Below are 22,219 nucleotides of genomic sequence, written 5' to 3'. Positions count from 1 at the left end.
CTCCTTTCACAGAAATGATAAGCAACAATCAATCGTGTTAGCTGGACACACTTTACTAGCTGGAAGATCGTCGTTTGACGGTGATGCCACCGCTAACCTGCTCCTGCACTGGCGGCGACTGACGCTTTTTAAGTTTAAAGCCAGGAACTTCTCCCAGACGCGGTAACTCCGAACGATCCATAGGGAGGCGATTACGGTTAGATCTGTACCACTCCATCGAGGCTGATGATGCAGCACTTCGCATATTAATAACGTCGGGATCATATTGTAAAAAGCGTGCCAGGCGTACGCACAGTTCGGCTACAGATTCTTCCAGCGGGAAACCACCCAGGCAGATATTCCCATCATCATAAAAATGAGGATGTCGCACTACCGGCGTTGTAATCCTGGCGGCGGGTGCTTGCCTGGGATAATTTGGTGATGAACAATCGATTTCTATCACGTGATGGCGCGAATCGCCTCTGATCGTAGGAGCCAGAATATTATAGGTAATGGTATACCTCTCAGGAAATACCCTATTTGCTGGATCAGCCTCGGGCGTGCCGCGCCAGGAAATCACATTCCCGGTGATTTGCTTCATCGAGTTGTAGTCACTCGCTAAGCGAGCTTGATGAACGTACTGATTTTCATGCATCGCTGACAACCTCCTCTATGGTGACAGTTATTGTGTGCCCCCACGCTGCGTTATGCTCACGCGGATACGATCCTTTTGCTGGACACGAGCATCCCCCAATGTCTGGCCTTCCGCGATAGTATTTCGTCCCTTGATGGTCAGCATATAAGAGCGTGTCGGGTCCGTCAGAGGTGTGAGAAATTGTTCATTGATCAACGCTTGAATAACCTGATCGGATGTGAGTGTATCTTCCAATTCGGCATCCAGTTCAGCATTATCGCCAGCATTAATAAAGGTCAGGTCTAAAGAAGCCATAGTCTCAATCTCCTTTTGCATAGGTGTAAAAATGATCAACAATATGGATAGACCAGAGCATCTTCACACAACAGCTGATTAGCTTGTCAGAGAATAGCCCTGGACGGACTGTTTTAATCTCGTTCACGCACCGTTGCATAGGCTTCACCGCCCATGACAGCTACAGCATCGGCTGTAAGCTCGGCTACCATATGCTCAAAATCCCAGGTATCGCCATCAGAGAAGGGGATCAGCGCGAGCGCCGGAAAGCCAACGGCTGCCAGTGATAATGCAAGCATTTGCTCGTGCATAGCAGGCGCATTTTCAATATCTGCCTTCTCAAAATTTTTCAGATGTGTGCTGTCAACGGAGAGCAGGCGTATCCATTCATTGCCCTCCGCTCCACAATAGGTACATCTCAGCGCCTCCGTGGTGAGCAGAAAACGCGGCTGCATCACCGGCTCCTGTCGGTGACAGCTTATGCAGGAACGCATCACAATAAATGGTGCCGCCAGCCCAACCTGTGGATCGCTGTAACCATGTTCATGCAGCGAGGTGAGGAGATCCTGTAAGCTATGGTGCTGTGCCGAGAGTGGTAGCTCAAGCACGTCCTTGATAGGCTGAGCTTGATGGCACCAGCAACCAGGGCGACGTGAAATAGCGAGCACATCCAGATCAATCTGTGGAGCGCCAGCATCAAACTGAATAATATGACCAGCAGACCAGGGCAAGCCCTGTAAAACTTTGATAGCCTCCAGAGTTTGAAAGCCTGCGGTAATACTCGATGCAACCTGCACCGTCGGTAGCTTGCCAGATGCGATCTCGCGCAACATGACCTGTGAACATGAATCGTAACGACTGCTGGCATGCGCGCGTTCGCGAGCAGTGGTCGTACATTCCCAACAGGCGGTAGCGGGCGGATGGACAGCCGTAACCGTACCGGCCAGGCCCAGGATGCCTCCATCCAGGAAAGGGGTATTAGTAAGCAGGCAGCGTGTATTAGCCCGCATACGCGCCTCGACATTATCAAGACAGCCAAGCACTACGTCAACACGCCGGAATACACCGCCACCCAGCCGCCAGACGATATCTCCACGAAATGTCTGAACGACTGCATGTTCGTTTACATTCAAAGATTGTGAGCGCTGTGCTACAACGTCGGCTTTGGCCCGCTGCTCCTGGACATCTTCCTTCCTGAAAAAGACGGCACGGCTCAAATTGCTGGTCGTGATATGATCCATGTCGGCGACAAACAGATAGCCCAGGCCCATCAGAGCCAGATTCTTGGCCGCTTCATTGCCAAGCGCACCTGCTCCAAGCAAGAGGACGCGCCCGTCGTTGACATATTCCTGATGCCAACCCTGAATACGCTCCTGCCGATCTGTAGCGCTTTCTTCCTGCTGCTCTATGCTAAAATCGCGTTTATGTAAAACTTTCATAGAAGAGCTTCATCCTTCTTTTGACACTAAGCATCTATACCTTCAATTCTCATGGGCTGGCCGCTGGCACAGGGACCATTGCAAATGGCGCACCAGTTTGTGTTACTTGTGGTGTTTGCTGCAAAATCTCGGCAGTATCCATGCACCAGCCTATTGGTCTTGAGACAGCGTGCCCATCCCGCTCGTCGCGAACTCCAACGGATATCCCCCTTGCATACTTTGCATATTGTCTGTCTATTAAAAATCTGTACCGTGTCCGGCAGACGTATGGGGTCTTCCAGATCCGGCGGAGGAGCCGCCGCCACTTCCTGTGGCCGACGTACTTGCTTTATCGTGATGGGTGATGTTGTCAGCGTGGCTTCGGTTCCTGACGGTGCTGCCGAGGCTCCATTAGTTGCTGGAGTGACCGCAGGTGCTGCCGAGCCGCTTGTTGTGCCGGGTCGCCTGCTCCTGACACGTATGTTCGGTGTTGGTGCTTGCATAGTTGATACATCACTACCTGTCTGCGTGCTTTGCGCAGAAGATGCTAACAAAGGCCGTGTAGGTACAGAAGACGTTGACAGAGCCGGTGATGACAAGGATGAAGAACCTGTAGGCGAAGACAAGAATGGACGATTGCTGCCAGGTATTTCTGGGTGAGTACGGCGCGAACGCCGCGACTTGACAATCATTAAAGAAGCAATAATGGCGATCATAATTGCACCTGCGATAATGATTGCTATTTCCATTATGTCTTCCCCATCCTCAAGCGAAACATAAAACAATAAACCATCAAGTATATATCGTTCTATGTCTAATAGATAGTATACACAAAATATTCAATGAATGCGAGTAAAGTTTTTCCGCCGTTTGTTATATGGGTCTGGTCTCTTCCAGATCCACGATCTGGCTATCGCGTAAAACGCGTATCTTGATAGCCCTGCTCGTGGCCAGATGGTTGAGGGCCAGAAAGAGTGTAGCTTCATCAGTAACAGGATAATCCGCAATCTCCATTAACAAATCTCCCGGGTGTATATGGGCCTGCTGAGCCAGGCTATCTTCAACAACGTTTTGAACGACAAAGGCTATCTCGCGAGCCACCTGTGCGGGCAACTCGCTTCTTTGTTCCTCCGTAATGTTGACTAACCTTATGCCAAGCTGACCAATAGTCAGCGGTTCCCCGGCTGGCGTCACAGAGGGTGGCGGTACTGGTTGTGGTTGTGGCCTTTGCCCCTCGCGAAACGACACTACCCGAATGGTCGCAGCGGTAGGGAGTGAGACATCTGGTGGTACTGGTGTCGCCTCCACGTCGATAATCTCATCCGTATACTCAGGGGCACAGCCAGGGACAGTGATAGCATCGATATCCTGCCCTTGTGGCGTGCTGTTTGCCTGTCGTCGTCCAGTGATATGCAAGGAAGGAGGCTCTATCCAGGTTTCATCATCAGCCGACGATTGACGCACATTTCTGGGCGTAACGGAAAACTGTCCCGGAGTCGGCGAAGGGGGTGAAGTGCGCGATGGCAGCGTTTGTCCTGTCCTCTCAGGTAATTGTGCACGCTGCTCAAAAGGGATCTGCCTGGTGGTACCTTCCTGGATACTTGTTTGCAGGAGACCTTCTATTTCAGGATTTTCGTCTCGTATCTCTCCCAGGTTATAGCCTCGCCGAAACTGATCGCGGATACGGGCGGCGGCCCCCTCACCAATGGCCTCTGATATCCTTTGCCTGTTGCGATACCGGTCTGTCATCTCTGCTAGCCTGATATCCCGCACCCGGAAGGCAATCTCTTGCTCTTCGCGCATCCTTTGCAGAGGAACTTCATTGCGAAGCCGCAACCCCTCAAGATGTGCCTGATCGTTCAGTCGCACCTCTTCAACCATCGTAGACTCTCGGATCGTTTGGATCTCCGTATAAGACGAAGCTGGCTGAAGATAGGCACGTATAATTTGATCGACGCTGATACCACAATACTGCTCTAAAGAGCGCGAAAAATCGCGCTGGGCGATGGTACGTATCTCAGCTTCGTTCATACTATTGTGATTACGCCCCTGCGCATATAATTCAAGCTGAAGCGTAACTTCCTTTTGGGCCAGCAAGATCGGATCGCTCTTTTGTAGATATTCCAGAGCAAAAAGTGGTGCATTGCTTATATGCAGGCGTAGATCAATTTCATAGGCGCGGACCAGGCCATCAGTGCTACGGAGTTCGCCGCGAAAAGTATGATGGCGATAACCGAGATTGACCTTGAGAATGGTATCCCCTGTCATTACTACATCCAGATCCCATCTTCTGCTCATATCTTCAGGGGTAAGAGTGGCAAGATAGCGGCCAGAGCGAAATATTTCCAGGCTAAAGCCCGTCGGAACGCTCAGTGTGAGCCGATCCCACAACGATGTAGGAATGATTTCAATTAAGCCCAGTTGATCGGTCATGTAGTTGGCGGGTTGCATATATGCCTCCTTCTCAGGATCGAACGCCCAATCTCTTTTGTAGATCGTTCGCAAAAGCCACTAACGATGGGCTGCCTTTCTTTTTCCATTGTCTGAGTTGAGCTGTAAACAGGGTGAGAATATTCATCTTTCGCTGCAAATCCCTGATCCACCTGTCTACCTGGTAGAGCACATCCAGCACGAACTCCAGATAAGCCGCACGTAAGTCCAGGCATTGCGGGCCGCGCTCCCGTAAAATCGTTTCAGCCCATTCGTGCATCAGATAAAAGGCCGATTCGCTTTCATCTTCACCCTCAATTATCATGGCACAAAGAATAGTCACCACATCCTGCTTCCAGGCAGGCCCTACTCTAGTGATGATGCCAGCCAGCAGCACATCGCGTCCCTTTTCATCTGGAATCACTGCCTCTCTTCCTGGATGCTCTGTCAGGCTATACAATCCCCTTGTGTTTTCCTTTTTATCGCTTAAAGAAAAGACCGCCAGGAGAATAAAAGCGCAAAAGAGCGTATTCAACGTGACCTCTCTCCGGCTCAGGTACTCCCTTGGATCCCTCATCCTACGGTCTCCTCTGTGATAGGAAAGAGATTCAATAGTGGTAGCGAAATGCCGAAGCAATTCGCCAAGAGAGCCGTAGCGAGCCAGCGTCACGTAGGCCAGCACGACATGGAAAAATACCTCCTGCGGGATCGAGATAGTCCTGCCATCGTTTTCGATAGGATAGCGTAGTAGCTCTTTCAGGCCATTGAGCGCGGCGGGGAGCGTCTTTTGACCGATTAAACTACAGGTATTGGCAATCGCATAGGCCAAACGGTTATAAAACACTGACGATGAAGATGTATGAGCTTCAATCGTCCACGTATTGAGCAAGCGCAACACAATAGACCCGCTGACCTGTCCCTTACCACCATCCAGATCGCCGCATTCAGTTTCATAGGCACCATAGAGCAAATGAGCAACGCGCCAGGGACCAGCTTCACCAGCGTATTCATCGGCGAGGAGTTCACTTACCTCATCAACGCTCTCATCGGTGAGGAGCTGGCTTGCTTCACCTATGCGCTCGTCGAGCCTCTGGCCTGCTCTCATGCCTCGCCTATCGATAAGCCAGTTACGGGCAATGTCTTCAAGTTGATAAGCATCTTCGTCTAGCCAGAGAGAACCAAGCGTGCGCGGTAAGCGCCAGCTGCTCTCTCTTTTGAACATGTGCGATTTTGATAATTTCTCAAGCTGGCGTAGAAAATGCTGCCCTACCGGTCCAGCGATGGATGTATCCTCTCCAATGATCTTCAATACCTGTAACGCAAAATTAGAGAAACCATTGGCGGCAGCATCCTGCCAGAAGAGACGCCTGACCCGATCAACCTGACGACGTATAGTATATGTTTTTGCCTGCAAGTCACTATTCAATGTTAAAGACAGCCGTTGAAAGGCAGTATAGGAGCCATTATCCACTACCCCTGACCGATCAAGGATCATCATTCGCCGCTCGTCAGATACACGGAATGGCCGGTAGAGTTCTGCCGCCGCTTCTATGATCTCATGCTCTGGTGCACCTGATAAAATTGCCATTGCCTGCACAAACGCCTTCTCCACAGCATTGAGCCTGCCGTACCATTCACGTATCTCCTGTTGATTAGCGGGCAGCGTGTCCCGATCCTGAGCAGTGCCCCCGCTTACATTCCCTGTGGCAAAAGCAATGCCTCCCGGCATGGCCTGCTGGTATTGATTGAAGATGGCCCCCCCATTGAAGCCGCCGGAAGGGGCGCTGCTACCACCCCCATGCACCCATGCCCGCGCCGCTTCAGCCGAGAAGTTGTAATTAATTACAACTTCTGCCTGCGTAATACCCACATGCTCACCCTGGACGTCACCACTAAACTCAGTATGACGAGCCCCAGGCGGTGCTGGAAACGCCGGGTTCGCTGGATTATTTAGAGAGTTGTTGAGATTAACCCGACGTGCTTCATCAAGCCGTTGATTAAAGGCATTGCCGGGCTGAGGGGCTTGAGGTGGTGATGCACCTCCTCGGTCACCAGCAGCTCCCTGATTAGCGGCTCCCTGATTATTGGCCGCCTCAGATCTGGCCTGTTCATCTGGCATGATCAACCTCCAACAGCATACCCACTATTTATCGGTATCGCGAGCAAGGGTATTATGCGTAACAATACTTTCCGCTTGATTAATATTAATAGTTCCACCATGTATAGAACCACTGATGATAAATTTTCCCCTGTTGTGAGTGGTTGGCCTTTCCGCTGGCTGCTCTGCTTGCGTCGCTTGAGCTGGGGAAGCCTCGGTTGTTGGTTGAGCTTGTCGATACGACCTATCTTCGAGCATCTCTGTGAAGAGATCGAGCTGGGCCGCATGATTACCCCCTGGTAGAAAATAGAGGCAGCGATAACCGTTCAGTTGCACTGGGACTGCGCATTGTTCAATCAGGACCAGTACAATCAGCATACCTCCAGTGCGTTTTTCTAGCTCCTGTGCCACGTCTATTCCGCATTTAACCCATGAAGACTGTATAGCAGCAGCAGAAAGCAGGATCAACACAGCCTGACAGTTCGCCAGCGTAGCCTCAAGCTGTGACTGAAAACGACAAAAATCCAGGTTATATGCGTCAAACCACACCTCATAGCCTCGGTTTTGCAGTTCTTGAGCTAGAACTTGTGCAAAGCGGTTATCCTGGCTTGAGTGGCTGATGAAAATATGTTTTCGACTTATGTTATTTGCCATCTATAAAAACCAGTTGCATCATTGCCATATTAATTTTGTTCCAGTATACAGATGTGTCGAGATTGAAAATACGAGCCACTTATTTTATATATCTTTCAAAGCATATTGTCAATACCTTAGATATTATTGTACATCTTTATAGAAAAAAGTATAATATTCTATGTCCGGGTCGTTATTAATATTGATTGCATCAAAATTTTATGGTAGGATTGAGTAGAAGTAAATATTCTAAAAGGAGAATTTCTGATGGCGATCGTATCCTGCTCAACTTGTGGTGCGCGCGGCGTTGCAGGTAGAGAATGTGGCAATTGTCACACGTACATACCTGAAATGCAAGCTTCTCTATCATCTCAGCCTGTACCTGTAGCAGCAGCATCCCAGCCTGTACCTCCTATGCCTGTAGAAGCAGACATAAATAATGTACCGATAATGCAGGTCAAGAACAGGCGTCAGGAGCCTGCTGTCGGAAGTATCGTTTTATCACAAATAGACGACCCTATCAACAATCAACCTGTATTTGTGCCATCATCAACCAATAATCTTTCTATACCACCTCCTACAGATATGTTCAATATTGGCGCACCTACCCCTGATATATCCAGTACGCAGCCGCAGGCCCCCAGAGTTGCGCCGCAAACCATTGCGCGTCTGCAAGATCTTCTAAAAGAACTACTCACATCAATAGACAAAAATGAGGCACAGCGCTATTTTCCTGGCAATGGGCAGATACGCGCCAAAGTGCTACATGATTGGGAAGACGAGCTCAGGATCACACAGTCATTTCTAGCATTACTGGTTGCCAATCGCGTTGCTCCTCAATCGGACATCCTGATACGCCAGTCTCTTACAGAGGCCATACATCAATTTAATTTTAAGCGCCCCTTTGAGATTAAATTGATTGGTCATACAGGAGCTGGGAAGAGCACGCTCTTTGGGGCCATCATAGGTGAAGATATCTCTCCCAGTGGCAGTGGTGACGCCGTGACAGGAACGCGCATCAAGGTGCGTTTTGCCGACCCCAACAACCCTGCCGATGGTGAAAAGATGACCGTCTATCTGCGTGATGGCTCATCACCACTGCCATTTACACGCGCCGAGTGGCCGCAGGCATGCGAAAAATATATACAGGAACCGGTGGGCGCGGCGGTTAACGAAGTCAAAAACGTACTCTATGTTGAGTTTGTGCTACAAAACAAAAGCGGCAGTAGTCAGTTCCCGCCCAACTGTGAATTTATCGATCTGCCAGGTGGCGAAGCAGGGCAAGAACGCCATGAGGAGATTTTAAGTGAAGAGCTGAAGCAAATTGACGCCCTGATCTACGTGATTGGCACAAACCGCGTCAGGGGTAATCTGACGCGACCGATTTCGGAGCAGGTAAAGCTGAAAATCACTCAGGGACAGAGGGCTGATATTGCTGCCCGTAAGATGTTTGTCGTAGCTGCCCATTGGGATCTTGCCCGTCCTGGCGAGGATCGCATCCGTACCGAGGAGGGAATGCGCTATCTCCTGGACTATCTACCCGAGAATTATGAAGGGTATCATCAGCATGGCCCCAATCACACATACTTCTTCTATCCAATACGGACAGAGGATGCCTATCTGGCCACGCAAGGCATACAGTGCAAGGAACAGAAGCACTCGCTTGTCCCAAAGTTACAGCAGCGTGGCGAAGACTATCGTGGACATATGGCCGGTGTCTATGAAGATCTCAGACAAATTGACCCGTTTCTGCCAGGCGACTTTAGCGCAACAAACTTCAATGATATTACACTGGAGCAGCATAAGGCCATGCTGCAATTTAGCCAGCTCCCTATACTGATCGACGATTTAGAGCGCTTTCTCACAGAAAGTCGGCATGAGGTACAGCTTGATGCCGCCAGAAGTAAACTGACCGACGCCATACAGGAATTTATCAATTATGGCTGGGAACAGCTCAAAGCTAGAAATATCGACATCGGCAATCGTGATCCGCACAGAATCACTGATGTGCGCTCAAACTATGAGGGGCAACGGACCCATCTGCGTGAGGAAGCGATTATCTCAAATATCAAAGGTATGGAGAAGGCCTGGAAGAAATGTGTTGACCAGCTCTACCATGATTTTAATGTCTCTCAACCTGCCAGTAACGCATTTCATCAGGCTTTAGCGGCAGCTTTCTCTCGTGCCGTACGCCATGTCAGAACTTTTATCCAGAAAGGCCATCTTGATCATACCATCGATACCGATTGGCGACGTCCCGAAGGAGCAAATGCCCCGGTAACAGAGAGGCTTGGCAGAGAGCTGAAGACACGCGAGTTCCTCTCTTCCCTGCGCGATGATCTGCTGATAGCGCTACAAGAAGAACTGCAAAAGCCCGGTTCCGCTGCCGACGTCCTGGCGGATACCTTCCTGAAACTCCTGAGTAAAGAGGAACGTCCTGGCGGCCCTCTTTCTTTACAGATGGTTTCAGTAGGTGTCTTTGATCACAATTCTGATATGCAAGCAAGATATGATGGCCTGAAACAGCATATTAAAGAGCAAGCCGGGAACATTTGTAGCTTTACGATCTCTGGCTTGCTGCTGGGCGAGCATTATGCTCTGGACAAGACAAGGGGCACACTTGCTCAACTGATCCAGTTTATCGCGTCCAATAATGAAGAACACTTCACCTTTTTCAATCGCGTTCATCCTTATATGGAAAACGTATTGTTGGAGATGCAGCAAAGAATACAACAGGATAGCGCTTTCATTATTATCCACTACTTCTTGCGCGAAATTCGCAAGCTGACGAAGCGTAGCATTCTACATCGTGTCAACGAATATGCTGAACCTGATCGGATCGATGAAGAGGATGGCGATTTTGAAAAATTACTGAGGGATCTGAATGCTGCGCTGCTGAGGAAACTGACGGATGAGCAATTTGTGTCGGCGCTTGATGCTCAACTCTTTACCCATGAAGCGGAGATTATGCGCTGGTTTGACCTCATCCGCCAGGCTGATAGTCTCAAAAATGGCATTGTGTTTTCGCAGTAACGATCATCAAGGAAACAGGCTCATCTTTTGACCTGTTTCCTTGATGACTTTTGCTATTTGGGAAAGCGCGACCAATAATTACTGAAAGGCCATCGTATGCCATATAGAACAAAGCATAGACGCCGCCTATCTGTGGACATCAGCACCCTATCACTTGCCTTCCTGCATATTTCTGTCAGCGCCAGTTGCTATGCAGGAGTGTTCTTGCTGGTGCTTTTAGCGCTGACTGGTACGCTCTGGCTACAGAGCAAGCCCGCGCAGGCTCATACGGCGAGCAGCTCACACAGACAGGCCACAGACAGCGCTTCTTATGCCGATACCGTACTGGTGATGGATAATATCTACCGTATTGGGGATCACGATCCGCAGGGTTATCGCTTTGACTCGGCGCGACTTTATGTGGATCTGGCACCCCCTGGCGATCAGATTGGCCTGGTCGAGATTGCTAGCTCGCCTTTACCCAGTTTACCCCTTGAGGAGGTCAGTAGCCACCGCGAAAATATTAAAAATGCTATCGGACGTATCCAGCAGAGCGGGGTTGAGACCCACAATAAGACGGCAATGTTTACACCAGCACTGCAAAAAGCAGGTGCCATCCTTGGCAAATCGCCGCCAGGTCATCGCAAAGATGTGGTCATTATTACAGACTCGCTGGCTCTATCTGGCGATCCACAACCTGCTGGCTGTAATGCCCCTGTCGAACAGTACTGGCTCTGTGAGGTTAATGCTTTAGAACATCAACATATTGCGGTGCGACTGTTCGGCTTCACTCCTCCTGGTTCTGAGAGCGAATTTGCCAGTACAGAAGCACACTTGAGAGCGCATGGTGGCAGCGCTACGATGCTGGTAGATAATACCAACTTTCCAGATCTGGCCAAAGTGTATACTGACATGTTGGTAAGCATTCACCCGGACATGTTTTTGGCCACGTTTAATAACAGCCTGCCTCGGGTCATTACGACCACCAACGATGAGTATCTACGTCGGCTCACCGTCCTGGTCCTGGGGAGTGGTCAAATGACGCTGACGACAGTGCAAACCCCTGATCGCAAAAACGTGGCCAGGCAAAGCCTCAGTAATGGCACCCTTTACTCTTCACAGGGGCGTGGCTATGCGCTTGAAACTGTGGGGTCGGGCAATCTGACCGGCCAATGGCATCTGGAAACCACTGGTGCAACTCCGACCCAGACCTTGATCCTGGCACAATCACAGGGAAGTTTTATCCTGCTGAATCCAGCTCCATCAGGCGACGACTTGAGTCCACGCTACGTGCCTGCGGCCCAACCATTGCTATTGCTGGCAACGATGAATACCAGTGATAATACCCCGCTGGAAGGCGTGAAGCTGACGGCCAATCCTGCTGGTCCATCTGCGCCGTTTACGGCCAATGCCGTGCCTGTTCAGGTCGGCACGCTGGGCGCTATACTGGACACTCCTGGACAGTCTACGCTCCTGATCGGCCTGGGAGAAGCGCTGACGGGTGGAAAGACTGACTACTTTACAAAGCCATTTACTGTTATTCCACAAACAGAGTTACCCAATCAAAATATGACCGTCAATGTTCAGCCTTCGTTTACGGCAGATCACCCGCTGGCGGCGTCCGCCAGTATTCCAATCGGCGTAATGATGCCTCCATCTCTACCTGCTGGAGTGAAGATGAAGCCCCTCGGCCTTTTTGTGCGGGATGTAACGGCCCCTACCATCAACTGGACACCTATTCAGACACAGGCGGCAGACAATGGTCGTCTGCTTGGTAGCTATCATCCGCAGCGCGGCTGTGGAATACATTATGTGTTTGCGGCCTTTGGCGAGATAACGGGGACGTTGAATAATAACAAGTATGATTATCTTACCTACGCGCCGGGCAAAGACTATACCTCTTATATCCAGAGTTCAACCAGCGTCCAGGCTACTTCCATAGCACCCGCATACCTGGAATGGTGGTCGGGCAGCACCGTCAAATGGAACGTGACCATCCAGTCTACCGCCTGTACGCAACAACCGCTCACCTTTACGACACAGGTAGCCGGCCATGCAACCGGTGCGCCCACAATCAATCTGCCGGGGGGTATGCTCACTACAACCTTTGCCAATAATACGGCGACAAACATCGCTTTGAAAGCCAATGTAAATGCATGCGCACCCGCACCATTCTGGTCTGATAGCAGGTTTACTTATCAGCTCATACCATCAAAACTGGCTGCGGGCAACACATTAATCCAGGTCAACCCCACAGGCTGGCAGGCAACCGTGATCTGTCCTTCGATCTTTACCAATACAGGACGTTACTTGCTGGGGGGCATCTTGTGCTGGTTCCTGCTCTCGGTCCTGCTTGCACGCCTGCTCCAGACTGCCTGCCTGCCATTTACAGCTCAGTTTCGTAAACCACGTCTGACCGGAAAAGTGATTGTTGACATGCAGGCCGCCGATCCCAATCCATCTCTTCAGGAAGAGTTGTCTACACAGCTAACTGCTATTCCCGTTGCTATCCCCGCAACACGCTTTTCCGAAAGATGGTATCTGGAGCGCAGAAACGACTCCGTATATCGCTTTAGCACACGCGAAACGCCTGAGCTGGCCCTGCTGGAATTTTCGATTGCACGCATTGGCAAGAACTATCGTGTCAATGTGGCAGCCACGCGCTATGCCAGAGATAATACACTGCCCTTGTTTCGTGTTTCTGGCAAGGCGGTTGAACGTACCGCAGTGCGTTGTATGAAAGGTGAGGCCATTGTGATTGAGAACGATATTCTTTATTCAGAACTGGATGTAGTGGTCTGGTAGTTACTATGCCAGAGACAAAATAAGCGAAACATAATCATGATTTTTGATCTTGTGAGACGACCAGCGGTGCACACGAGGCTGCTGGCTAAAAAAGTTACAAGCATCACTTATCCACAATAGTAGAAAAAGACAAGAAAGAGGCAGCAATGGTCGAGCAACAACCACGCCGGGTACGCCGCACCGTGTTTATCGGGCTGGGAGGAACAGGCAATGAAATTGTACGACGCATTAAGCGCGAAATGCTAACACATGGCTACAACCTGCCACTATTCCAGTATCTTGTGCTTGATACGGTCTCATTTGAAGAAGCGCCAGGAATGGATGAGCATATGCAGATCCGTAACGGCGAAGAATATCTCTATATCGGCGGCTACAATCCCAATGAGGTTCTGAAACATCTTGAGAACTGGCCTATCATTGGACGCTGGTGGGGCAATCGGAACACGACCAATCTGGTGACGGTTGATGAAGGGGCTGGTCAGATGCGTTCCGTTGGCCGCATGGGTTTCTTTTACCATTTTCATGCTATCGAGGCACAGTTTCAACGTATTGCATTTGAGATCACTAATGCTACTAATCGGCAGCAAGCCCGCGCACAGAATTATGAGATAAGCGGCAATAGCCCTATCATTTATGTCATTTTTTCTTTATGTGGCGGTACCGGCAGTAGCCTGTTTTTTGATGTTGCATATGTGATGCGCCATTTGCTGAAATTTACAGAAAAGCCTATTGTTGTTGGTATTGCGCTGATGCCCGGCCCCTATGTAAACCGTATCAATTCGCGCCCACAAAAGACGCGTCTTCAGGCTAATGCTTATGCCGCCCTGACAGAACTTGAACGCCTACATAATATGGCAATGGGCATAGAGCCGCGCCCGGATGGTAGAAACCTCTGGAATGTAGACTACTCCACCAACTTCCAGGTAGCTTCGCCCGAACTGCCCTTTGACTATATCTATCTCGTCGATAATGTCACTGCTGGCGGCGAGACCTACGACATCGATCGAGTCTATACCACAACCGCCCGTACCATTTTCTGGCTAACCGCGCCACCAACGGCGGGCAAATTCTGGGAGCGGGCAAAAAATCTCAGCAGCAAAACACTTTCCAGCGGAGGACGAACCGATAATAGCGGACAGAAACGCTTCTCTATCTATAGCTCCTTTGGTTCCAGTACTATCAAAATGGACTGGAGCATTGAACGGGTACGCGCCATCCTGGACAATAAGGTGATCGACCATATTCGTCAGGCAACGCCGCAGCGACCACAATTCTTAGCGTGGTTGACCGGTCCGACCACTCTCTTTGAGAGTGTAACCAGTGAGCAGCCTGCTATCAATCCTTTTCCACCCGATAAAGCCCTGCGCCCGACCGGTACCTACAGCAACGAGATTGCTATTGATGAGGAGCTTGAAGAGTATACCGTACAATATGAAACTGCCCTCAACAATATACTGCGCTCACCAACATGGCAGCGCATTCGTAATAAATATAAGAACGATCTGTGGCTGTTTATCGATACTCATATACGCGAATCGCTTTGTACGCGGGGGCCAATTGCTGTACAACAGGAAATCGTCAGTATTGATGAACGGCTTAGTACTTTGTTGGCTGCTATTCAGGAAGAGGCCCAGAAGAGCAACGAAGATGCTGCCAGGCGTCAGACCTCCTATGAAGAAACGCGCCGTCTCCCACGCGCTCATAGTCAAGTAGAACTCATAGGACGGGCCATTCTGGAAATGATCACCCGTATCTATATCCTCAGAGCATTCAGAAGGCAAAACACCCCTGAAGAACTCAGGAATATCGCCGAGAGCAAAGCTCATCAACGCCATCTATGGTACAACGCTCGTTTTCATGCCCTTCTCTACAAAGATGTAGCCGACACTATTATCAAGCCCGCCCTGGTCTATCTCAGTGAACGCAAAGCGCTGCTGGCAGATGTCGATGAAATGTTAGAAGCGCGTCAGAGCCGGAACCTGGACAAACTGAAACGCCCCAGAAATATACGCCGTGAACAGATGTCGATGGATATGCTTCGCCCACGCCACGACGAGCAAAAACAGGTCACGGCTGCCCAGGACAACGGGCTGCTGCATCTTGAGCGTAGCATTATCACTATGCAGTATGAACTCTTTGAGGACTGGCCCCGTATGAGTGGCGAGGTCAAAACTATGCTCGAAACTGCTATGAACGAGACGGTCCAGGATATGCTGACCAGCCTCGATAATGCCGAGCACATCCTTGAAAGGATGACCAATAACGGACGCGACGTACTTAAACAACGTACTACCTTTTTACAGGGGGCTGAATGCCTCTGGAATATTACTACCGATACCGATCAGGAATTGACAGCCCACGTGGAAACCATTGATCTGCTTGGCTTTGGGGCTGATCCCTATCAACAGATCTCTACAGAAGACCTGGCAGACCTCGCGCAGGAGGAGCTTTTTAGAAACTATGCCGCAAAGCCAGAGTGCATTCCCACCGATTTTAGTACAGAACTTGGGTATATCAAAACCTCTCATGGTGTCCTGATCTCTTCAATACGCTATATCCATGAGCTACAGCGTGCTTATCATGAAATGAGCACCTTACGCAACGCGCCCTATCTACATATCGACTATTCCGACGCTGTGCGTAAAGGCTATAGCCCTCTGGTTGCCACATCCATAACCTATCGCGAGATTATCACCGAATGGGAAGAGGTGGCGGATCGTCTAGAAAACTATCATTCCACTATAGGTAGAGAGGTGCGTACGACGATACACACCTATCGATGGGATCTTCAGCAGCTCGCTTCTCCTCCTGATGAGGATGAGCGCGTAGTGATAGGGGAGCCAGATGATCCAATCTTTGAGCTTATACTTAAACTGAGGGAGATCATCCTTCCATTACAGCAAACGCCAGCACTGGCCGATGCCCTGATGAAACTGGTTGATTTCAATATCCTGCTGGCCACACAGGGATGGATGGAATGTGTGCCGCCGGAGCTTCACAGCCCATATGACGCGCATTCTCAGGAGATACGAAAAGAAGTTCGATTGACTTCTTTGCCGCCTGGACAGGTTATTTTTGTCGTTATGAGCGCCTATCAGCACCGTAGCAGCAATATGTTTCGTAAAGCCGGGGTGTTTGTCAGCGTTGATCGGTAGCAGCGAGGGGAAATATGTTACAGGATAGGATGACCCAGGCAGTTGCGCGACAGGGTAGGCGGCTGCCACTGCCGATTTTGCCAACACTTGTGATCTGTGTTGGCAAGTATGGACAGGAAGTTGGTAGGCAGCTTGCCGTCCGGCTCTCGATCACTGAGAGGGGACTGAAGGAACAGGGGTTAACACACCCTCTATTGGTACGGGCCAATGAAGCAGGCGAGATACAACCTGGCCTTGTACGTATCATGGGTCTGGACTGGGATCGCTGGTTTCTGCATCAATGTACCCCTGCCTCCTTACTATTCGATATAGATAATGTCGATATCGCTGTTCTGGATGAGGAGACGCCACCGCAGATACGCGAGGAGGACAGGCATCCCGATGATTGGGTGCAGGCTCGCAGTGCATTTCCTGCTACGCGAGAGCGGCTGCGCACGGTTGCACTGCCATTATATATGCACAATACCCCTCTACAGATGGGCAATTTTCAAACGCAAGGGCTCGACCAGGATGCCCAGTTGCGTATTGCCGTTATCTGTGCCGCACGCGAGGCCGCTACCTGTGAACTTGTCCCCGATTTTTTGCGCCTGCTGGGACAGCTCTATGTCCAGCAAGACACATTAATCAGAGGAATACAGGTATTCTGCTATGTCGGCAGCACATCCAGGGAGGAACATCTGCGTGCGGGCGGCGATGAGAGCGCATTTAGCCAACTGGAACAGAACGAACTGGCTCGACTTATTCCAGTGCAAAAACGCCCGATCTCTCCCCCCGGCGTGCCTCCACCACCTGATAGCTTTCTTGATAAGCTCAATCAACTGTGGCAAGAACCGGGACCACAATTGTTGTCCTCATGCTATCTGATTGATACCCAACTGGCCAACAATGTCGTACCGGTGCGGCTCTGGCGCAATGAGCCAGACGAAACCATTGTCGGAACCGCCCTGGCCTTAAACATGTGTATTGCCAGTAATAGTGATCTTGTTATATCGTCACTTATCCCCACGCGCTGGGGAGAGCGGCTAATCTATAGCGATCCCGGCCCATTTGCCACGTTTGGCGTTGCCTCCTGCTCCCTTGATTATCCTCAACTCTATCGCCTGATATATGGCAATATGATCGGTACATTCTTACAGCGCGTTCAGCCGACGATGCATGGCGATCATCCAGACCAGGCTGCCGGGGAGCACGCGGATAAACTGGTCAATGAACCTCTGCTGGATGCACGCATTGATGGCGAGGTCCAGACCCATCTTGAAGAGTTGCGGCGCTCATTTAACAAAAAACAGATCCAGGCAACTCTGCCTGAGCTTAGCACTGTTGCACTGCAAAAAACAGATTATCGTGCCACTATTCAAGAGCTTTTACAGCTAAATCCGCTGAATCGGACCGCGATCAAAGAGACGCTTGCACGCTTCTCCATGCAGTTCGCAAACAAACTACGGCGCAATAACCTGCTACATCTCTATCAGGAGCGGCAGCGGCGTTATCTTGAGGCATTACAGGCCGCGATGCGGAGCCATCATACATCCTTTCTCCATAATGGTGAGGCAGCCTTCACCGCTATGTATCGTTTTGTGCCTGAAAGCCTGCGTATCGTGATAGCGGAGGCCCGGAAAGCGGAAGCACCATATGATGTCAGCACTATGGAGACACAACAACAGGAGTTTGCCGATAGACACAGCACACGTTACCAGCAGAATGTGATAGAGCATATTACCAACATCCAATACTCCTTAAAGCGCGCGCCTGGGCGTATTGGGATTACCGGACGTGCGCTTTTACTGCTGCCGCTGTCCGTCTTGCTTTCGCTCCTGATCAGTAAAAATAACATCCTTGCTTTTGCCATCGTAGGACTGATCTTAGCGCTGCCCCTCTATGCTCTTCTCTCGCTAATCTACCGGTCTATCCAGAATAAGACGCTTGAAAAACCGCTACGACAGATGAAACGGCAATATGATACAACCATTGCAGAGCTTGATCGCCAGGCATGGTCCTGGGCGCTGGCACAGATGGTCAAAGAAACCGATGCTTTAACGCAGAGGATTACATTGCTTGCCAGTCCTGCCGGTATCCTCAGTGAAACCCGTGATCGCCTGCTAGCGGAACAGGTTCATCTTCAGGAACGCGTGTTAGAGCGTGTCCTTTTTGATGAGACGCTGAGACAGGAACTCCATGCTACAGTCCGCCAGTTTCTCGCTCACAATTACTTATGGGAACAGCGTCAGAGCCTATCGTTGCAGATGCTACGTCGCTCATGGAGCAGCCAGGAGGAGCTAGAAGAATGGCTTTTTCAAGAGACGCAGGAGTATTATCATACTAACTGGCATAGTGTCGTGGCCGTCATTGAACAGTTTCTCAGGCAGGCATCTACCGCGCAACTTGAACAGCTCTGGCAGGATCTCTCAAATGCCGCCGTGCCTTTATTGCGACGTACCATCAAACCACAGGATGATCCATCTGTGCATAAAGCATTCCTTGCCCTACATCATGCCCGGCAGTTACCAAATTTAGCGGCTATCGTCTCCCCATCGGGCACACAGGTATTAGAGAGTACCGATCAGGCACGGTGGCTCTTTATGCGTGTCACGCAGGGACTGCATCTCGCATATATCATCATCTCTGCTGAAGCCTTATTATAACAGAGAGAAGCAGGAGCATATCTCCATGACTGATACCTTTTATCTTGGGCAGATAGACTATCGGCTTGCTTTAGTTCAGAGGCAACCAATCCCTCATGACCAGGTATGGCTCTATGAGCGGCAAAAGGATATTTTTGCCGTCTGCTGGGGCAGTCCAGATGGCACCATACCGCCGCGTCCAGGCTCACGACGTACTCCCATACACAAATTTCTGCGCCATCTCTCATACCCTTTACGGCTCGGCTTTTTTCAGGCTACTAGCATAAAATGTATTCTGGAAATCGATATAAAGATCGTCCTGCTCGATCCTGTCGCCTATCTACAGGCAGGGTTCCATTCTACAGATAATATACAAGAGCTTAAAACCGCGTTGGAAGATGTGTTACAGGGGAATAGCCAGCAGGCTGCTAACAGTGTGATCTCACTGGAAACACCCGGACTGTATAGCTTGATCCCACCTGCGGCCCGGCTACTGCTACCGAACACCAATCTGACCGATGTGCTGGAGGGACAGCCGGATCTTGTACAGAGAAATATGGAGGCATATGCTACGCTTCGGCAAGTCCAGTTTTCCCCCAACTGGTTGCAGTGCCAGGAGAGTATGCGTAGCCGCCTTGTCACAGAGCTACAGGATGTGAAAAAACGCGTACAGGTTGTCTACCAGAGTTTCCTGACTCAAAAAATAGGCGGCGATTTTCGCACCCATTGTCATGCCGCATTAAAAGAGTATCTACAGACCTTCTGGATACGCGCAAATCCAACCATTGAAACCATTATTGCCGAGATCAGGGGGAGCAATAGCACGGCCATCGCTGCGGAAGAGCTGGCCTCATTAACCGCAACGCTGAGCAATACACTTGTACAACAGGCTATTACGCAGGTTATGCAAGAGCTCGGTGAGCAAAACGACGAGGAGCATGAGCAGAGCATACATGCAACTGCAATCGCTGGAGAACGCACGCAACAACGTGTTGAACAGATACGGGAGCTTTATGCATTTGCGGAGCAATCCCACTGGCAACTACGTCCCGATCTAGCCCAGGTAAAGGAGCATATCTTTATCCAATGCAACAATGCATACGAGCTGACCGTCGTGATACCGCGAAACTATCCTGAAAGTAGCGCCATGATTACGGCCATTCGTCAGCAGCAGGCGCGCCTATCCACACAGCAGGTACATGCCATTGTCACACCGACGCTACAAGCCAGCGCGCACGATCTGATCAGTCTTGTCGATGTTGTTGTTTCCCATCTTTAATCTATATGCTATACTCTTTTGTGCATACTAGTTTAATAGCATCTGTTCTATGCCTTTGATAGTCGTTCTACTGCTATCAATCATTAGCTTCTTATCATCCGATCCGATCGAGGATAGTGACAAATGCAAGAAGCCTGTTCGCTATCTTATCTTTTTGAGATGAGATGCAGCAAACTATGATAGCATTCGCATTTCTACACGAGATGGAAGAGCATGAACCACCAACAGCACACAGACCTTATTCAGCTACTTCTTCGCATACCTGACATGCAGAGTTATACCACGCGAACAACTCTGCTAGCTGGAGTTCCAAATAGCAGTAGTTTGCTTCGCAACGAAGGGAATCCGTACACCGATATCAGTCTGCTTATTTCTCAATTAACTGATCTCTATCTCTCCTCAGGAGAATGGGCATTATTGATCTTCCTGAACAATGCACGTTCTCGGATCATTGGTATCTCACTTGCCAATGAACTAGAAACACTGCGACATCAGCTTGTTGCTCAGGCCCAACGCACAGGAAAAACGACCGGTTCATCCGGGTCGGCCAATCAACCACAATCATCACAAACCATTCCTCCTGCACAAACAGATGATGAACCAATTGCTATCTTCTACTGTTATGCCCCTGAAGACGAACGCTATTGCCGAGAACTGGAAAAACAGTTAGCTGTGATGAGAAGAAACAAGCTGATTACCAGTTGGCATAGCCTGGATATCCAGGCAGGAGCCGTTGCCCAGGATGAAACTGACAGGGCTCTTCAGGCCGCAGATATTGTACTCCTACTGGTGAGTCCAGATTTTATGGCCTCAGATCGTCTCTATGAAGAACAGGTGAAGGCCGCCCTGCTACGACGTGAGACGGGTATCGCGCGTGTTATTCCAATCATCGTGCGCGATACAGCCGAATGGGAGAACAGCGAGTTTGGTATGCTCACCGCACTCCCTCCTGGGAAAAAGTCAGTGAAAGCCTGGGGCAACTCTGATGCCGCGTTTGCCTCAATTGCAGTAGGTATTCGTAGAGTCGTGGAGGAGTTGAGAAGTAAAAGAAGGAGTAATGGACAATAGGTTCCCACACTATCACTGCTCACCATCAACAATTTTGTTGTTGCTCATCACAAACAGTATAGCTCTACTGTCGGGATGATATAGCAGAACGTCATCATCATTCAACCTCCCTCTATTTCACTGCCGCGATTGAGTCTTTCTGGCCCGACTACTGGCAGGCATGCAAGCAGCAACTCTTGCTCTCGCGTGAGACGGAGCGTGTGCCGCGAATCCTGGCGTGGCTTTCCTTCTGGTTTGACTCCTCCTTTGAGCTGCTTGATGAGAAGCTTTTTCTGCCACACGGCTTCTTCCCGGGCCTGGGGCGAGTGCTACAAGAGGTTGCATCCGATCGGTTGGGGCGCGAGACATTGAACCAGATCCAGCAGGCTGAAGAAGCGGAACAACCCGCATGGTATCCGCTCATTGCACACTATTTGACAGAGAAATAAGGCATGGAACTGCTCTGGCCGATCATCTTTGATGTGTGCCTCTTTCTGGGGATCGGACTGCTTGCCATCAGCATTTTAACGCCACTTGTCGTAATGATCGGGGGCCTCTTGCCAGGTGCGGTCCTTGCCGCATGTCATCTCTACGCGAGCAATAAGGCGCTGTACTAAGTGAAACCAGTTACACAACCACAAAGGCTTTCCTCTAGAATGTTACGCTATTTCTAGCTGGGTATGTATTTACTGGCTTATCTCTTCATAAAATGTTGATATATCAAATGAAGAGATATATAATATAAATAAAGTATCAGTAATTTAGTGCTTTGGAACGTCTTCTCTAGATAGGCAAGATAGCAGTTCTTTGTGGA

At 50.0% G+C, this 22,219-nt stretch carries 15 protein-coding genes; 9 read left to right on the top strand and 6 right to left on the bottom strand.

The window, feature by feature from the left end; genetic code table 11:
- Positions 1–55: 55 nt before the first annotated feature.
- The 3 genes from K3T83_RS19365 to K3T83_RS19355 all read right to left on the bottom strand — a co-directional run bounded on the left by K3T83_RS19365 (position 56) and on the right by K3T83_RS19355 (position 2,346).
- The gene (locus tag K3T83_RS19365) at positions 56–634 is read right to left on the bottom strand and encodes a ubiquitin-conjugating enzyme family protein (protein WP_220204602.1); all 579 of its coding nucleotides are present in this window, start codon (positions 632–634) and stop codon (positions 56–58) included.
- 27 nt (positions 635–661) lie between these two features.
- Positions 662–928, bottom strand: a complete 267-nt coding sequence (locus K3T83_RS19360) for a hypothetical protein (RefSeq protein ID WP_220204601.1) — start codon at positions 926–928, stop codon at positions 662–664.
- Between the two features lie 113 nt (positions 929–1,041).
- Positions 1,042–2,346 (bottom strand): ThiF family adenylyltransferase, encoded by a 1,305-nt coding sequence (locus K3T83_RS19355; protein ID WP_220204600.1) that lies wholly within the window; start codon positions 2,344–2,346, stop codon positions 1,042–1,044.
- An 84-nt stretch (positions 2,347–2,430) separates the two neighbouring features.
- Here K3T83_RS19355 and K3T83_RS19350 point away from each other — a divergent pair, with 84 nt between their 5' ends.
- Positions 2,431–2,985: a hypothetical protein gene (locus tag K3T83_RS19350; protein WP_220204599.1), complete on the top strand. Its 555-nt coding sequence runs from the start codon at positions 2,431–2,433 to the stop codon at positions 2,983–2,985.
- Positions 2,986–3,198: 213 nt separating this feature from the next.
- On the opposite strand, the gene K3T83_RS19345 is transcribed toward K3T83_RS19350, so the two are convergent.
- The 3 genes from K3T83_RS19345 to K3T83_RS19335 are packed head-to-tail and all read right to left on the bottom strand — an operon-like array spanning position 3,199 to position 7,507.
- The gene (locus tag K3T83_RS19345) at positions 3,199–4,776 is read right to left on the bottom strand and encodes a PDZ domain-containing protein (protein ID WP_220204598.1); all 1,578 of its coding nucleotides are present in this window, start codon (positions 4,774–4,776) and stop codon (positions 3,199–3,201) included.
- 13 nt (positions 4,777–4,789) lie between these two features.
- Positions 4,790–6,874, bottom strand: coding sequence for a hypothetical protein (locus K3T83_RS19340; RefSeq protein ID WP_220204597.1), 2,085 nt, complete (start codon positions 6,872–6,874; stop codon positions 4,790–4,792).
- A 24-nt stretch (positions 6,875–6,898) separates the two neighbouring features.
- On the bottom strand, positions 6,899–7,507 hold the full coding sequence (locus K3T83_RS19335) for a toll/interleukin-1 receptor domain-containing protein (RefSeq protein WP_220204596.1): 609 nt from the start codon (positions 7,505–7,507) through the stop codon (positions 6,899–6,901).
- Positions 7,508–7,753: 246 nt separating this feature from the next.
- On the opposite strand from K3T83_RS19335, the gene K3T83_RS19330 reads away from it, so the two are divergent.
- The 8 genes from K3T83_RS19330 to K3T83_RS19295 all read left to right on the top strand — a co-directional run bounded on the left by K3T83_RS19330 (position 7,754) and on the right by K3T83_RS19295 (position 22,022).
- Positions 7,754–10,519 (top strand): dynamin family protein, encoded by a 2,766-nt coding sequence (locus tag K3T83_RS19330; RefSeq protein WP_220204595.1) that lies wholly within the window; start codon positions 7,754–7,756, stop codon positions 10,517–10,519.
- 96 nt (positions 10,520–10,615) lie between these two features.
- Positions 10,616–13,303, top strand: coding sequence for a vWA domain-containing protein (locus K3T83_RS19325; RefSeq protein WP_220204594.1), 2,688 nt, complete (start codon positions 10,616–10,618; stop codon positions 13,301–13,303).
- Positions 13,304–13,449: 146 nt separating this feature from the next.
- Positions 13,450–16,458, top strand: coding sequence for a tubulin-like doman-containing protein (locus K3T83_RS19320; RefSeq protein ID WP_220204593.1), 3,009 nt, complete (start codon positions 13,450–13,452; stop codon positions 16,456–16,458).
- A 14-nt stretch (positions 16,459–16,472) separates the two neighbouring features.
- Positions 16,473–19,100: a hypothetical protein gene (locus K3T83_RS19315; RefSeq protein WP_220204592.1), complete on the top strand. Its 2,628-nt coding sequence runs from the start codon at positions 16,473–16,475 to the stop codon at positions 19,098–19,100.
- 25 nt (positions 19,101–19,125) lie between these two features.
- The gene (locus tag K3T83_RS19310) at positions 19,126–20,358 is read left to right on the top strand and encodes a hypothetical protein (RefSeq protein WP_220204591.1); all 1,233 of its coding nucleotides are present in this window, start codon (positions 19,126–19,128) and stop codon (positions 20,356–20,358) included.
- A gap of 213 nt (positions 20,359–20,571) precedes the next feature.
- Complete coding sequence (locus tag K3T83_RS19305) at positions 20,572–21,426, top strand: toll/interleukin-1 receptor domain-containing protein (RefSeq protein WP_220204590.1); 855 nt, start codon at positions 20,572–20,574, stop codon at positions 21,424–21,426.
- A 176-nt stretch (positions 21,427–21,602) separates the two neighbouring features.
- Positions 21,603–21,854, top strand: coding sequence for a hypothetical protein (locus tag K3T83_RS19300; protein ID WP_220204589.1), 252 nt, complete (start codon positions 21,603–21,605; stop codon positions 21,852–21,854).
- Positions 21,855–21,857: 3 nt separating this feature from the next.
- Positions 21,858–22,022, top strand: a complete 165-nt coding sequence (locus K3T83_RS19295; protein ID WP_220204588.1) for a hypothetical protein — start codon at positions 21,858–21,860, stop codon at positions 22,020–22,022.
- Positions 22,023–22,219 lie beyond the last annotated feature (197 nt).

This window comes from Reticulibacter mediterranei, assembly GCF_016587455.1.
This window is presented reverse-complemented; position numbering and strand designations above follow the sequence as displayed.

What these genes read in the sequence shown, in the direction of transcription:
- K3T83_RS19315 (WP_220204592.1), top strand. Translation starts at nt 16,473, where the DNA reads ATGTTACAGGATAGGATGACCCAGGCAGTTGCGCGACAGGGTAGGCGG.
- K3T83_RS19355 (WP_220204600.1), bottom strand. Translation starts at nt 2,346, where the DNA reads ATGAAAGTTTTACATAAACGCGATTTTAGCATAGAGCAGCAGGAAGAA.
- K3T83_RS19320 (WP_220204593.1), top strand. Translation starts at nt 13,450, where the DNA reads ATGGTCGAGCAACAACCACGCCGGGTACGCCGCACCGTGTTTATCGGG.
- K3T83_RS19330 (WP_220204595.1), top strand. Translation starts at nt 7,754, where the DNA reads ATGGCGATCGTATCCTGCTCAACTTGTGGTGCGCGCGGCGTTGCAGGT.
- K3T83_RS19295 (WP_220204588.1), top strand. Translation starts at nt 21,858, where the DNA reads ATGGAACTGCTCTGGCCGATCATCTTTGATGTGTGCCTCTTTCTGGGG.
- K3T83_RS19350 (WP_220204599.1), top strand. Translation starts at nt 2,431, where the DNA reads ATGGCGCACCAGTTTGTGTTACTTGTGGTGTTTGCTGCAAAATCTCGG.
- K3T83_RS19305 (WP_220204590.1), top strand. Translation starts at nt 20,572, where the DNA reads ATGAACCACCAACAGCACACAGACCTTATTCAGCTACTTCTTCGCATA.
- K3T83_RS19345 (WP_220204598.1), bottom strand. Translation starts at nt 4,776, where the DNA reads ATGCAACCCGCCAACTACATGACCGATCAACTGGGCTTAATTGAAATC.
- K3T83_RS19360 (WP_220204601.1), bottom strand. Translation starts at nt 928, where the DNA reads ATGGCTTCTTTAGACCTGACCTTTATTAATGCTGGCGATAATGCTGAA.
- K3T83_RS19325 (WP_220204594.1), top strand. Translation starts at nt 10,616, where the DNA reads ATGCCATATAGAACAAAGCATAGACGCCGCCTATCTGTGGACATCAGC.
- K3T83_RS19340 (WP_220204597.1), bottom strand. Translation starts at nt 6,874, where the DNA reads ATGCCAGATGAACAGGCCAGATCTGAGGCGGCCAATAATCAGGGAGCC.
- K3T83_RS19365 (WP_220204602.1), bottom strand. Translation starts at nt 634, where the DNA reads ATGCATGAAAATCAGTACGTTCATCAAGCTCGCTTAGCGAGTGACTAC.
- K3T83_RS19335 (WP_220204596.1), bottom strand. Translation starts at nt 7,507, where the DNA reads ATGGCAAATAACATAAGTCGAAAACATATTTTCATCAGCCACTCAAGC.
- K3T83_RS19310 (WP_220204591.1), top strand. Translation starts at nt 19,126, where the DNA reads ATGACTGATACCTTTTATCTTGGGCAGATAGACTATCGGCTTGCTTTA.